Source organism: Rhodovulum sp. PH10 (assembly GCF_000293785.1).
GTDB lineage: Bacteria > Pseudomonadota > Alphaproteobacteria > Rhizobiales > Xanthobacteraceae > Rhodoplanes.
On the sequence record NZ_AKZI01000034.1, the window covers coordinates 28,193 to 42,364 of the forward strand.

General features: G+C 67.4%; 11 protein-coding genes and 1 pseudogene. 9 read left to right on the forward strand and 3 right to left on the reverse strand.

Annotation, left to right across the window (positions count from 1 at the left end; genetic code table 11):
• Nucleotides 1-18 precede the first annotated feature (18 nt).
• Nucleotides 19-2,490, reverse strand: coding sequence for a 5-amino-6-(D-ribitylamino)uracil--L-tyrosine 4-hydroxyphenyl transferase CofH (gene cofH, locus A33M_RS06670; RefSeq protein WP_008384979.1), 2,472 nt, complete (start codon nt 2,488-2,490; stop codon nt 19-21).
• A 198-nt stretch (nt 2,491-2,688) separates the two neighbouring features.
• Here cofH and A33M_RS06675 point away from each other — a divergent pair, with 198 nt between their 5' ends.
• The 9 genes from A33M_RS06675 (at nt 2,689) to A33M_RS06715 (ending at nt 12,746) form a co-directional block, all read left to right on the forward strand.
• Nucleotides 2,689-3,690: a TRAP transporter substrate-binding protein gene (locus A33M_RS06675; RefSeq protein ID WP_008384981.1), complete on the forward strand. Its 1,002-nt coding sequence runs from the start codon at nt 2,689-2,691 to the stop codon at nt 3,688-3,690.
• A gap of 22 nt (nt 3,691-3,712) precedes the next feature.
• The gene (locus tag A33M_RS06680) at nt 3,713-4,273 is read left to right on the forward strand and encodes a TRAP transporter small permease (protein WP_008384983.1); all 561 of its coding nucleotides are present in this window, start codon (nt 3,713-3,715) and stop codon (nt 4,271-4,273) included.
• 52 nt (nt 4,274-4,325) lie between these two features.
• Nucleotides 4,326-5,615 (forward strand): TRAP transporter large permease, encoded by a 1,290-nt coding sequence (locus A33M_RS06685; RefSeq protein WP_008384985.1) that lies wholly within the window; start codon nt 4,326-4,328, stop codon nt 5,613-5,615.
• A 46-nt stretch (nt 5,616-5,661) separates the two neighbouring features.
• Nucleotides 5,662-6,933, forward strand: coding sequence for an ArgE/DapE family deacylase (locus tag A33M_RS06690; protein ID WP_008384987.1), 1,272 nt, complete (start codon nt 5,662-5,664; stop codon nt 6,931-6,933).
• Nucleotides 6,934-7,116: 183 nt separating this feature from the next.
• A complete protein-coding gene (locus A33M_RS06695) occupies nt 7,117-8,607 on the forward strand; it encodes a pyridoxal-phosphate dependent enzyme (RefSeq protein WP_008384989.1) in 1,491 nt (496 codons plus the stop codon).
• The gene (locus A33M_RS06700; protein WP_008384991.1) at nt 8,604-9,563 is read left to right on the forward strand and encodes a CoA transferase subunit A; all 960 of its coding nucleotides are present in this window, start codon (nt 8,604-8,606) and stop codon (nt 9,561-9,563) included. Before A33M_RS06695 ends, A33M_RS06700 begins: the two co-directional genes overlap by 4 nt.
• Nucleotides 9,553-10,356 carry a 3-oxoadipate--succinyl-CoA transferase subunit B gene (locus tag A33M_RS06705; protein ID WP_008384993.1) on the forward strand — a complete coding sequence of 268 codons (804 nt, stop codon included), beginning with the start codon at nt 9,553-9,555 and terminating at the stop codon, nt 10,354-10,356. The genes A33M_RS06700 and A33M_RS06705 overlap by 11 nt, the downstream gene beginning before the upstream one ends.
• Nucleotides 10,357-10,386: 30 nt before the next feature.
• Complete coding sequence (locus tag A33M_RS06710; protein ID WP_040619606.1) at nt 10,387-11,334, forward strand: LLM class flavin-dependent oxidoreductase; 948 nt, start codon at nt 10,387-10,389, stop codon at nt 11,332-11,334.
• Nucleotides 11,335-11,381: 47 nt separating this feature from the next.
• On the forward strand, nt 11,382-12,746 hold the full coding sequence (locus A33M_RS06715; RefSeq protein WP_008384997.1) for an L-serine ammonia-lyase: 1,365 nt from the start codon (nt 11,382-11,384) through the stop codon (nt 12,744-12,746).
• 130 nt (nt 12,747-12,876) lie between these two features.
• On the opposite strand, the gene fliP is transcribed toward A33M_RS06715, so the two are convergent.
• Together fliP and A33M_RS06725 are read right to left on the reverse strand one after the other, a co-directional pair.
• A complete protein-coding gene (gene fliP, locus A33M_RS06720) occupies nt 12,877-13,647 on the reverse strand; it encodes a flagellar type III secretion system pore protein FliP (RefSeq protein WP_008384998.1) in 771 nt (256 codons plus the stop codon).
• Nucleotides 13,644-14,172: pseudogene (locus A33M_RS06725) on the reverse strand (hypothetical protein); the annotation flags it as partial. The pseudogene A33M_RS06725 and the gene fliP, both read right to left, overlap by 4 nt.

Sequence of the window (14,172 nt, forward strand, 5' to 3'; positions counted from 1 at the left end):
CGGTTGCGGGGGTCGTGATCACGGTCCGGCGGCGCGGGCCGGCGGCTCGGGATCGCGCTCGAATTTCTTCGCGGGCGTGTTGACCGAGGGGGCGAGCGGCGCCGCTTGGAACGAGGCGCGGGTGCGGCTCTCCGGCGGCGTGCCGTACAGCGTCGTGCGCGGCCGCGGCTTCCGGCCGGCGTCGCGGATGATGTCGGTGAACTGATAGGGCGCCATCTCCTGGCCGTGCATGGCGCCGGCGGCGCGGCTGATGGTTTCTTCCATGAGCGTACCGCCGAGATCGTTGACGCCGGCGTCGAGGCACGCGGCGATGCCGTGCGGTCCGAGTTTCACCCAGCTCGCCTGGATGTTGGTGATCAGCGGATGGAGCGCGAGCCTGCCGACCGCGTGCATCAGCACCGCCTCCCGCCATGTCGGCCCCATGCGGGCCTTTGCGCGCAAGAACATCGGGGCTTCCATCGGCACGAAGGGCAGGGGCACCCATTCGGTGAAGCCGCCGGTGCGCTCCTGCAGCCGGCGGACGTGCAGGATGTGGCGCGCCCAGTGCACCGGCCGGTCGACATGGCCGAACATGATGGTCGCGGTGGTGCGCAGGCCGACCTCGTGGGCGGTGCCGACCACCTCGAGCCACTGCGCGGTCGTCAGCTTGTCGGGGCAGATGATCGCCCGCACCTCGTCGTCGAGGATTTCCGCCGCGGTGCCGGGCAGCGAGCCGAGGCCCGCCTCCTTCAGCGCGATCAGAAATTCGCGCAGCGACAGGCCGAGGGTGGCGGCACCCTGAAAGATCTCGAGCGGCGAGAAGGCATGGATGTGCATGCCGGGCGCCACCGCGCGGATCGCCTTGCAGATGTCGAGATAGGTCTGCCCCGTATACTCGGGATGAATGCCGCCCTGCAGGCACACCTCGGTGCCGCCGCGGTGCCACGCCTCGTCGACCCGCCGCTGCACCTCGGCGATCTCCAGATTGTACGGCTTGCCGCGCAGGTTCTCGCTGGTCTTGCCCTTGGAGAACGCACAGAACTTGCAGCGATAGGTGCACACGTTGGTGTAGTTGATGTTGCGGGTGACGACCCACGACACCTGATCGCCGCACACTTTCTCACGCAGCGCGTCGGCGCGCCGGCACACCAGATCGAACTCGTCGCCGCGCGCCGCGAACAGCCGCACGATCTCCGCTTCCGTCGGCTCGGTGCCGACCTCGGCGCGATCGAGAATGCGGTCGAGCTCGACCGTGTGATGCGCCGGCGGGGCGGCGCGAAACAGCGTCGGCGGGATGGTGTCGGCGCCGACCACCCAGAAGTCGGAGCGGGCAAAGCCTTCCGAATCGGCGTGCCGCATCACGGCGCCGTGCAATGCGGGATCGATCCAGCGCGCGGCGTCCTCCACATAGGACGGATAGGCGGCGAGCCGCTCGACCAGAATTTTCTCGTTGTCCTCGGTTTTCCGGGCGAGGCGCTCGATCTGCGGCCAGGGGGCTTCCGGGTTGACGTGATCGGGGGTGACCGGCGACACGCCGCCCCAATCGTCGATGCCGGCGTCCAGAAGCTCGGGGAAGCGCTCGTAGCTGAGATTGGGCGGCACCTGGATGTGCATGTCGGGGCCGAGCACGATGCGCGCCGCGGCCGCCGTCCACATCAGCTCGTCGAAATCCGGCTCGTCCGCCGCCGCCATCCGGGTGTCGGGCTTCGCCCGAAAATTCTGGATGATGATTTCCTGCAGATGGCCGTACTGCTCGTGCAGGTCGCGCAGCGCGACGAGCGAGGCGATGCGGTCGCGCCGCGTCTCGCCGATGCCGATCAGGATGCCGCTGGTGAACGGCACCTGCTGCCGTCCCGCCGCCGCGATCATCTCGAGCCGCACCGCCGGATCCTTGTCGGGCGACCCGTAATGCGGTCCTCCGCGTGCGAAGAGACGCGGCGACACGCTCTCCAGCATGATGCCCTGCGAAACCGAGACGCGGCGCAGCCTCGCGATCTCGTCTTCCGTCATCACGCCGGCATTGACGTGAGGAAGCAGGCCGGTCTCCTCGAGCACCAGCCGGCACATCTCCTCCACGTAGTCGACCGTGGTCGCGTGCCCGCGGGCGGCGAGCGCCTCGCGTGCACTGCGGTAGCGCAGCTCCGGCTTGTCGCCGAGCGTGAACAGCGCCTCCTTGCAGCCGAGTTTTGCACCCGCACGCGCGATCTCCAGCACCTGGTCGGGTGTCAGATAAGCTGCGGGCACCTCTCCCGGCACCGCCGCAAAAGTGCAGTAGGCGCACACGTCGCGGCACAGTCGCGTGAGAGGCACGAACACTTTTCGTGAATAGCCGATCGTCCGGCCGTGACCCTGATCACGCAGCGCGCGGGCTTGCGCGAGCAGGGTTTCGCGCGGCAGGCTGTCGAGCGTGGCGAGCAGCGTGTCGGCACGCGGATCGTCGCCCGCAGCGCACCTCCCGTCGGTCGTCCCCGCAGAGCTCCGGATGCCGTCGGAAGTGTCGTCTGCGATCATCGGAGTCGTGTCCCGTGCGTCGTTGGAGATCGTCTGCGTGGGGCGCGAGGCAACGTTCGTGCCGCCGGCACGGATATTGCCTGAAACGTCCTCAGGTCGTATCGTACTATAAATAGTACGACTGCAAAGACCAACCCTGCCCAATCGCCCGGCAAAGGATGCCGCATTTTTCTGCACATGCGAAATGAGGAGACAGCGATGTTGTCCCGTGCTCCCGTCGTCGCCGCCGCTCTGTTCGGCCTGACGGCACTATTGACGTCCCCGGTGCTCGCCCAGACGGTGATGAAGCTCGGGCACGATCAGCCCGAGACCTCGACCCACCATCAGGCGGCGGTGAAGTTCAAGGAGTTGGTCGAGAGCCGCACCGGCGGCAAGGTGAAGGTGCAGATCTTCCCCGCCTCGATGCTCGGTAGCGGCACCCAGCAGGTGGAGCAGGTGCAGGCCGGCGCGCTGGAGGCCGCCGTGCTGCCGACCGCGTGGGTGGCGCCGCTCGCCCCCAGCATCCAGGTGCTCGACCTGCCGTTCCTGTTTCCCGATCGCGCCGTCACCTACAAGGTCGTCGACGGCCCGGTCGGCGCGGCGATCCTGAAGCCGCTCGAGAAGGTCAATATCGAGGGCGTCGCGTTCTGGGAGTCGGGCTTCAAGCAGTTCACCGGCTCGTTCCCGATCCGTGAGCCGGCCGATTATCAGGGCCACAAGATCCGCACCATGCCGGCTCCGGTGATCCAGGAGCAGTTCAAGGCGTTCGGCGCCACGCCGACCACCATCGCCTTCGCCGAGCTGTACAGTGCGCTGCAGCAGAAGGTGGTGGACGGCCAGGAGAATCCGATTGCCACGATCGCCGCGATGAAGTTCTACGAGGTGCAGAAGTACCTCACCATGTCGGATCACGGCTTCCTCGCCTACGTGTTCATGATCAACAAGCCGTTCCTCGACAAGTTGCCGGCCGACCAGCAGAAGATCGTGAAGGACGCGGCCCGCGAGGCCGGCCGGTATCAGCGCGACATCATCAAGAAGGCCGAGGCCGAGTATCTCGAGACCTTCAAGAAGGCCGGTGTGGAGATCATCACCCTGACACCGGACCAGCGCAAGGCGTTCGAGGAGGCCTCCAAGCCGGTGTACGACTGGTTCGTCGCCAAGTTCGGCACCGAGACCCTCGACATGGTTCGCGACGACGTGAAGAAGCAGTCGGCGAACTGAGGCCGAGCCCGAGGACATCACGATGAGCGAGACGAGCGCGCCGACCCCCGAACCCTCCGTGGCCCCGCCGAGCCTGCTCGGCCGGGCCGACCGTCTGCTGTGCCGGGCGGAGATCGTCTTCGTCGGCGGCGCGCTCGCCTTCTCGAGCCTGCTTCTGTTCGTCAACGTGGTGCTGCGTTACGTGTTCCTGATGCCGATCTCCTGGGCCGAGGAGGTCAGCCTCTATCTTCTGGTGTGGATAGTGTTCGTCGGCGCGAGCGTGGCGATCCGCACCCGCGGGCACATCGCCGTCGACCTGTTGCCGATGGTGCTGCCGGCCGCGCTGCGGCGGGTGCTGATGATCTTCGTCGGCTTCGTCACGCTCGGCTTCCTCGCGGTCTTCTTCTACTACTCCGGCCTGCACACGCTGCGGGTCTACAACAGTGGCCAGGTCACGCCGGTGATGCAGGCGCCGATGTGGCTCACCTATTTCGCCATGCCGTTCGGCTCGGCGCTGATGTTCCTGCGCACCTGCCAGGTGCTGTGGGCCGCGCTGCGCGAGGCCGCCGTGGGCGAGCACTTCGCCATGGACCTTCAGGACTAGTCTTCGATCGGGCCGTCCCGTCGGGGTGGTCGGTAACGTCACGGGGGACGTCGTGGTCGCGCTCTTGACTTTCGGGCTGTTGTCGGTCGGCTTGCTGCTGACCGTGCCCATGTTCATCGTGCTGACCGGCACGGCCTTCATCGTCTTCGCGACGACCACCTCGATCCCGCTGTCGATCCTGCCGCAGCGGGTGTTCGCCGGGCTCGAGAGCTTTCCGCTGCTCGCCATCCCGTTCTTCATTCTCGCCGCCAACATCATGGGGCGGGGCGGCCTGTCGGCGCGGCTGATCGGCTTCATCCAGTGCCTCGTCGGTCATCTGCCGGGCGGCCTCGGCATGACGGTGGTGATCACCTGCGTGCTGTTCGGCGCGATCACCGGCTCGTCCGCTTCCACCATCGTCGCGATCGGCGGCATTCTCTATCCGGCGCTGGTCAAGGCCGGCTACGGCGAGCGGTTCGCGCTCGGCATCGTCACCTCCTCGGCGCTGATCGGCATGATCATCCCGCCGTCCAACGCGATGATCGTCTACGGCTCGATCGCCAACGTCTCGATCGGCGCTCTGTTCATGTCGGGCATCGGCGCCGGCATCGCCTTCGCGCTGGTCTACATGATCTATTGCGTGGTCTGGTCGATCGTCCACGACGTGCCACGCGCCAGGCGCTCGACTTTTCGCGAGATTCTCACCGCCGCGCGCGAGGTCTTCTGGGGCCTCGGCATGCCGGTGATCATCCTCGGCGGGCTCTATGGCGGCGTCTTCACCGCGACCGAGGCGGCCGCCGTGTCGGTCGTCTATGCGGCCGTCGTGTGCGTGGTGATCTATCGCCAGCTCGATCTGCCGGGGCTTTGGGAAGTGTGCGTCGAATCGGCGCTCGCCAGCGCCCGCATCCTGGTGATGGTCGGCGCCGCCAGCCTGTTCTCCTGGATGCTGACGATCACCGGCCTCACCCAGTCGATCGTCGCGCCGTTCGCCGATCTGAAGGCCTCGCCCGTCTTCGTGCTCCTGTTCATCAACGCGCTCGCGCTGTTCGCCGGCATGTTCGTCGACGTCTTTTCGAACCTCCTGATCCTGGTGCCGATCCTGCTGCCGGTCGCGACCGGCGCCGGCATCTCCGGCACGCATCTCGGCATCGTGATGTCGGTCAATGTCGACATGGGCAACATCACGCCGCCGTTCGGGCTCAATCTGTTCGTCGCCTCCGGCACCTTCAACAAGTCCTATGTCAGCGTCGTGCTCGCCGTGCTGCCCTGGCTCGGCCTCGCGCTGATCGCGCTCGCCCTCATCACCTACGTGCCGGACATCAGCCTGTGGCTGCCGCGGCAGCTCTATCCCGAGCTGAACTGATCCGGTCCGTGCTCCTCGCGTCACCAAACCCCTGGAAGGAAGAAGAATGACCACCGACGCCCGCAAGAAAGTGCTCGAGACGATCGATGCTCACCGCGACGAGGCGGTGAAGTTTCTGCAGGAGATCGTCGCGATTCCGAGCGTCACCGGCGACGAGGGCAAGGTGCAGGCCCATCTCGGCGCCTATCTGAAGAAGCTCGGCCTCGAGGTCGACATGTGGGAGACCGACTGGGACGAGCTGCAGAAGCATCCCGGCTACATCCCGGTCACCCAAGGCTACGAGGGCCGGCCCAACATCGTTGCCACCTGGAAGGGCACCGGCGGCGGAAAATCGCTGCTGCTCAACGGCCACACGGACGTGATTCCGGTCGGCAACGGCGAGGGCTGGAGCGACGACCCGTGGTCGGCAAAGATCATCGACGGGCGGATCTACGGTCGCGGCTCGTGCGACATGAAGAGCGGCGTCGCCAGCCACATTCTCGCCGTGCAGTTCCTCAAGGCGGCGGGCGTGAAACTGAAGGGCGACGTGCTGATCGACATCGTGATCGACGAGGAGGTGTCGGGGCACGGCACGCTCGATACCGTGGCGCGCGGCTACCGGGCCGACGCCGGCATTTCGGGCGAGACCTCGAGCCTCGCGGTGCAGCCGGCCTGCATCGGCCGCATCTGGTTCGAGATCGAGATCCAGGGCAAGGCCGCCGGCATCCAGCGACGTTATCAGGGCGTGTCCGGCATCGAGCTCGGCTACAAGATCGTCAAGGCGGTGGAGGCGCTGGAGGCGCATCGCGTCGCCACCGTGAAGCACCCGCTCTATCCGAAGCCGATCGACGCGCTGCCGTGCATGATCGGCGCCTTCCATTCGGGCAATTTCCCCTCGTCGTTCCCGGCGACCTGCCTGCTGAAGGGCAGCATGGCCACCGTGCCGACCGAGGACCACGAGGGCGTCAAGAAGAGCCTCGTCGAGGCGGTCGCCAAGGCGGCGGCGGAAGACCCGTGGATGAAGGATCATCCGCCGGTGGTGCGCTTCGTCGGCTACGATGCGCAGGCCTCCGAGATCGCCCACGACCATCCGATCGTGACGACGCTGTGCAAGAACTACGAGGAGATCACCGGCGAAAAGCCGGAGATCAGCGGCCGGCAGGGCGCCGCCGACACCCGCTTCCTCAATCTCTACGGCGAGACCCCGACCGTGATCTTCGGCCCCGGCCAGACCGCGGTGATGCACTCCGACGACGAGTGGGTGTCGATCGACGACTATCTCACCGCCATCAAGGTGATGGCGCTCTCCATCTACGACTGGTGCAACACCCCGAAGTGATCGTGCCGTCGGTGCCGGCCGCGGAAACGCCCGCGGCCGGAGGCCGAAACCGTCGCCTCGCCCGTGCCGCGCTGCAGCGGAGGGCGGGGCGCGGAGCGGCACGAATATAGTTGTCCTATAAATAGGACCACCCTATGATCGGTTCCGACCCCCGAAGGCGGAACGAGACGGAAAACCCTCGACATGAGCCCGACCATCGAACCCGAGATCGTCGACCCGAAACGGCGCAGCGCCGCGGTCGCCCGGCTGCGGCAGATCGGCCGCCGGCTGCCGACCTTCTCCGACCTCGCCGATCCGATCGCGGCCGGCGGCCGCGCCCCCGATCTGAAGACCGTCGATCCCGACGCGCCGGACGCCGCCAATCTGTGGCGCGTGAACTGGTTCAACGACGAGAGTCGCACGGGCCGCGTCGAGCTGCCGGGGCATCTGGTGCTGCCGAGCGAGCTGACCGGGGTGAAGGCGCCGATCGTCGTGCTGATCGGCGACCGCTTCCCGATGATCGGCGCCCACAAGGTGTTGCCGGCCTATGCCTGCCTGATGGCGCGGCTCGTCACCGGCCGGTTCGATCCGGCCGCCGATCGCGCGATCTGGCCGTCCACCGGCAACTACTGCCGCGGCGGCGTGGCGATCTCGCGCATCCTCGGCTGCCGCGGTGTCGCGGTGCTGCCGGCCGGCATGAGCCGCGAGCGCTTCGACTGGCTGCAGCATTGGGTGACCGATCCGGCCGACGTGATCAGGACGCCGGGCACCGAGAGCAACGTCAAGGAAATCTACGACAAGTGCGGCGAGCTCTCGAAGGATCCCGAGAACGTGATCCTCAATCAGTTCTCCGAGTTCGCCAACTACGTGATCCATCACCATTGCACCGGCACGGCGCTCGACCGGGTGTTCGCGTCGCTCGCAAAGACCCGGCCGAGCCTGAAGGTCGCGGCATTCGTGTCGGCGACCGGTTCGGCCGGCACGATCGCAGCCGGTGATTTTCTGAAGGACCGGCACGGCAGCAAGATCGTCGCGGTGGAAGCGACCGAGTGCCCGACGCTGCTCGAGAACGGGTTCGGCGAGCACAACATCCAGGGCATCGGCGACAAGCACGTGCCGCTGATCCACAACGTGATGAACACCGACGTGGTGATCGGCGTGTCGGACCTCGTGTCGGACTCGCTGAACCTCTTGTTCGGCTCCGACGTCGGCCAAAAATACCTCGCGGGGCGGCGCAAGATCGATCCGGCGCTCGTCGCGGCGTTCGCCCATGTCGGCATCTCCGGGCTCGCCAACATCGCCGCCTCGATAAAACTCGCCAAGCATTTCGACTACGGGCCGAACGACGTGATCCTCACGGTCGCGACCGACGGCGCCGCGTTGTACCACAGCGAGCGCGACTCGTTCTTGGCGCGGCGGTATCCGGACGGCTTCGACGAGGTGAACGCCGGCGAGATTTTCGGCCGCCATCTCGAGGGGCTCGGCTCCGACCATCTGCTCGAGCTCACCCATGTCGACCGCAAGCGCATCTTCAATCTCGGCTACTACACCTGGGTCGAACAACAAGGCGTGTCGCTCGCCGATTTCGAGCGGCGCCGCAGCCAGGAGTTCTGGCGCGCACTGGTCGACGACATCCCGACCTGGGATCGCATGATCGACGATTTCAACGCCGAGGTTTCCGGAACATCCAAATGACCGTGGTTCGACCCTACGACACGTTGCGCAAGGATTTGGCCGAGCGCGATCGCAGCCTGCGCGAGAAGGTGATGACGCTCGAGGAGGCGGCCGCGCTGGTTCACGACGGCGATACCGTCGGCATCGGCGGCTGCACCATGTCGCGCACGCCGATGGGCATGATCTGGGCGCTGATCAGGGCCGGCCGCAAGCGGCTGTCGTGCTCGCGCAGCATCATGTCGAGCGACGGCGACTGGCTGATCGGCTCGGGCGCGAGTGATCACGTCCTCACCAGCTGGTTCAGCCAGTCGATCCTGTTCGGCATCTCCAAGGTGATGCGCCACAATGTCGAGAACGGCACGGCGCGCTTCGAGGAGTGGAGCCACATGGGCGTCGGCATGCGGTTCCGTGCCGGCGCGATGGGCGTGCCGTTCGTGCCGGTGCGCTCGATGCTCGGCTCCGGCGTCGCCGGCGAGCTCGCCGCCGTGAAGGAGATGGACTGCCCGTTCACCGGCGAGAAGCTCTTGCTGGTGCCGGCGCTCAACCCGAAGGTCGCGCTCATTCACGTGCAGCGCTGCGACGCCTACGGCAACGCGCAGATCGACGGACTGCAGTTCATGGACATCGATCTCGCGATGGCCGCCGACCGGGTGATCCTCACGACCGAGCGGATCGTCTCCAACGATCAGATCCGCCGCGCGCCGGACCACACCAAGATTCCGTTCTTCACGGTCGATGCCGTGGTCGAGCTGCCGTTCGGCTGCGCACCGCACGAGTGCTACGGCGTCTACGAGCCGATGCTCGATCACATGCGTTATTACGTGGGTCTGGTGAACAAGGACCCCGTGAACGGCATGAAGGAGTATCTCGACCGCTTCGTCTACGGGCCGAAATCGTGGGTCGAGTATCTCGGCCTGATCGGCATCGATCACGTGCTCGCGGCCGCGCGCGCAGGGGAGTCGATCTATGACGCCTGACACCAAGACCGCCGCAAAGCCCGCCACCGATCCCAAGGGCTACACCGCCAACGAGCTGTTGGCGATCCTCAGCGCGCGTCAGCTGAAGGAAGGGCAGGTGGTGTTCGCCGGCGTCGGCGTTCCGCTGCTCGCCGCGACGCTCGCCCAGCGGCTCGGCTGCCCGGGCCTCACCATCCTGTTCGAGGGCGGCGTGGTCGGCGCCTTCATCGAGCCCGGCAAGCTGCCGCCCTCCACCAACGACCAGCGCTGCACCCGCCGCGCCAACATGGTGCTCGGCAGCGCCGACGTGCTCTTGCTGCTGCAGCGTGGTTACGTCGATGTCGGCTTCATGGGCGGCGCGCAGATCGACCAGTACGGCAATCTGAACTCGTCCTTCATCGGCGATCCGAAGAACCCGAAGACGCGGCTGCCCGGCACCGGCGGCGGCAACGACATCTCGAGCCTCACCGACATGATCGTCGCGATGAAGCACGAGAAGCGCCGCTTCGTCGAGAACGTCGATTTCGTCACCAGCCCCGGCTGGCTCTCCGGCGGCACGTCACGGCGCGAGGCGGGCCTCACGCACGGCGGCATGTTCCGCGTGGTGACGGAGCTCGCGGTGTTCGGCTTCGACGAGAAGACCCGCCGGATGAAGCCGCTCGCGCTCAATCCCGGCGTCACCCGCGAGGAGCTGCAGGACAACACCGGCTTCCGCCTCGATTTCGACCCCGACCTCGGCACCACCGACCCCCCCAGCGAGCGCGAGCTGTCCACGTTGCGGATGCTCGATCCCGAGCGACTGTTCATCGCCTGATCGCGCGACGCTCACAACAGGAGACATTGGATGACCCAGTTGAGCGGAACCTTCGGGATCGCCGCCCGTAACTTCACCGCCTATCCCGACATGCCGGACGTGCACCAGCTGGTCGACTACGGCGTGAAGATGGAGGAGCTCGGCTTCGACTCTCTGTGGGTGTGGGATCACATCCTGCTCGGCGTCGACCCCAACTTCCCGATCATCGACTCGCTGACGCTGCTCACCGCGATCGCCGCGCGCACCAAGAAGATCAAGCTCGGCACCGGCATCCTGGTGCTGCCGCTGCGCAACCCGGTGACGCTGGCGAAGCAGCTCTCCAGCATGGATCTGCTGTCGGACGGCCGCCTGGTGATGGGCATGGCGTCCGGCTGGTACAAGCGCGAGTTCGACGCGGTCGGCGTGCCGTTCGAGAAGCGCGGCAAGATCATGGACGAGAACCTCGAGCTGCTCGAGAAGTTCTGGACCGAGGACATGGTCAAGGGCGAGTGGATGTATCACAAGATCCCCGCCGGCGTGATGTATCCGAAGCCGAGCCGCAAGGTGCCGATCCTGATCGGCGGCTATGTCGACCGCGTGCTCAAGCGGGCGGCGCTCAACGGCGACGGCTGGCTGACCTATTTCTATCGCCCCGAGAGCTTCAAGACGTCGTGGGCAAAGATCCGCAATTTCGCCAAGGAAGGCGGCAAGGATCCGGACACGCTGCTCAACGCCGCGCAGCTGCCGATCCGCATCGGCAAGTCGCGCGCCGAGGTCGAGAGCGGCATGATGGAGTGGCTCGGCAAGGAGTGGGACTACGCCTCCTGGAGCGAGTCGACCAAGGACAGCGCCATTCTCGGCAATGTCGACGAGTGCGTCGCGCAGCTGAAGGAGCACATCGCCGCCGGTGTGCAGAAGCTGATCTTCGTGCCGTATCGCTACGAGATGGAGCAGATCGAGATCATCGCCCGCGAGATCATTCCGCGCCTCAAGGCGTGAGGCGCACGCTCCCGGCACTCCGCCGAGAAAGGCCGCAAGGCACCCCCATGGTGAGCGTGTTCGATCTGTTCAAGATCGGCATCGGGCCGTCGTCGTCACACACGACCGGCCCGATGCGGGCGGCCGCCGCGTTCCGCGGCGCGCTGCTGCATCATCCGCGGCAGGACGCCGTGACGCGGGTGCGGGCGACGCTGTTCGGCTCGCTCGCCTGGACCGGCAAGGGCCACGCCTCCGACAAGGCGGTGGCGCTCGGGCTCGCCGGCTGGCTGCCCGAGACGGTCGACCCGGACGCGGTCGGCGAGCTGATAACGGCGATCGCCCGCACCGGGCGGCTCGTCCTGGAAGGCGAGCGGACGGTCGCCTTCGCGCCCGACACCGACATCGTGTTCGACCTCGAGAACACGCTGCCGCGCCATCCCAACGCGATGGCCTTCGCGGCGCTCGCCGGTGACGAGATTCTGCTCGAGGAGACCTGGTACTCGATCGGCGGCGGCTTCGTCGTGCGCGACGGCGAGGAGGTGGACGTCCACTCCAAGGCGGCGCTGATGCCGCGCTGGCGCAGCGCGAACGAGCTTCTGGCGCTGTGCGAGGTGAACTCCTGCAGCATCGCCGAGCTGGTCTTCGCCGACGAGTGCGCGCTGCGGCCGCGCGAGGAGGTGGAGGCAGGCCTCGATCGGCTGATCGCGGTGATGTTCGAATCGATCGAGCGCGGCATGCGGGCGACCGGCAAGCTGCCCGGGAGCCTCGGCGTGCAGCGGCGCGCCCGCGTGCTGCTCGAGCGGCTCGACCGCACGCGGCTCGACAACAAGCGCGCGCCGCACGACGTGTTCGAGTACGTCAATGTCTACGCGATCGCCGTCAACGAGGAGAACGCCGCGGGCGGCCGCATCGTCACCGCGCCGACCAACGGGGCGGCGGGCGTCGTCCCGGCGGTGATGAAGTACTTTCGTGATCACTGTCCGGACGGATCGGCGGAGGGCTTGCGCACCTTCGTGCTGACGGCGGCGGCGATCGGCGCGCTGTGCAAGACCAACGCCTCGATCTCGGGGGCCGAGATCGGCTGCCAGGGCGAGGTCGGCGTCGCCTGCGCGATGGCCGCGGCGGGGCTCACCGCGGCGCTCGGCGGCTCCGACCGGCAGGTCGAGAACGCCGCCGAGATCGGCATCGAGCATCACCTCGGCATGACCTGCGACCCGGTCGGCGGGCTCGTTCAGATCCCGTGCATCGAACGAAACGCCTTCGGCGCGGTGAAGGCGATCAACGCCGCCTCGCTGGCGCTGCGCGGCGACGGCGAGCACGTCGTCACCCTCGACGAGGCGATCGAGACGATGCGCCAGACCGGCGTCGACATGCAGTCGAAATACAAGGAAACGTCGCGCGGCGGCCTCGCCGTCAACGTGCGCAACTGCTGAGGCGAGGGAGCGCGGGAAAGCGCGACGGCCGATCGAGCGGCGCGCCGCACCGGCCTCGTCCGTCGAGACGCACGCGGGCGGAGCGCTGCTCGGGACGAGGTCGTCGGCCCCTGCCGTGTCGGCGTGAGAGTCACCCGCCGCCGTAGCTCTGCACCAGACTGCCGGCGACCAGGCTCCAGCCGTCCACCAGCACGAAGAAGATCAGCTTGAACGGCAGCGAGATCACCGCCGGCGGCAGCATCATCATGCCCATCGACATCAGCACCGAGGCGACGACGAGGTCGATGATGAGAAACGGCAGGAACAACAGGAAGCCGATCTCGAACGCCCGCCGCAGCTCCGAGATCATGAAGGCCGGCACCAGGATGCGCAGCGACAGGTCGGCGGGCGTCGGCGGCGCGGGCTCGCGCGCCATGTCGACGAACAGTTTCAAGTCCTTCTCGCGCACGTTCTTCAGCATGAAGGCGCGGAACGGCTCCGAGGAGCGCTGAAACGCCTGCTCGGCGGTGATCTCGTTGTTCATCAGCGGGCGCACGCCGACGTCGTAGGCCTGCTGGAAGGCGGGGCCCATCACGAAGGCGGTGAGGAAGAGCGCGAGCGAGATGATCACGGTGTTGGGCGGCGCCGTCGCGGTGCCGAGCGCGGTGCGCAGCAGCGACAGCACCACCACGATCCGGGTGAACGAGGTCACCATGATCAGGATCGAGGGCGCGAGCGACAGCACCGTCAGAAGCGCGATCAGCTGGATCACGCGCTCGGTGAGGTCGCCCCCCTGGCCGAAATTGATGCTGATGTCCTGCGCGAGCGCAGGCCCGGCCTGAACGAGGCCGAGCAGAGCGAGAACGACACCGGCCGCCACCGTCGCGAGACGAACGCGGCGGCCGATCGCCTTTTGCGTCACGATTTTCCGGGCGCGCGGCCGAGCAGGTTCGCCATCTCTTCCTCCAAACTCTCGTAGGGGGATTTGGCGGGTGCCTCCTCCGCGGGTTTCTGGTCGTGATCGGCGGGCGGCGCGGCGGCGGGCCCGCTCGCGGAGCCGTCGACGGTCGCCGTCGGCTCCGGCGCGGACGACGGCGCATCGGCCGGCCGCTCGGGCGGCGCCTCGAGCGACGCCAGGGCCGAGGCGAAGGCCGACGCCGACGCTTCGTCGTCCGGCTCGGCGGCGTGGGCGGGCGTCTCGGCGGCGTGGGCGGCCGCTTGCGGCGCGGCTGCTTGTTGCGTGGCCGCTTGCGGCGCCGCCTCGGCGGTCGCCGGCTCGGGGCGGGCGCTCGGCGTCGTGCGCGGGCTGGTGCGGCTCAGAAAGTTGCGGTCGAGCAGCGACGAGCGCTCGCCGGGCGTGCGCAGGCCGCGCGACAGGCGCGGCGGGGCGGGCGGCGGCACCGGCGGGGCAGGGGCGGGTTCGGGCGCTGCGGCCGCGTTCTCCCCG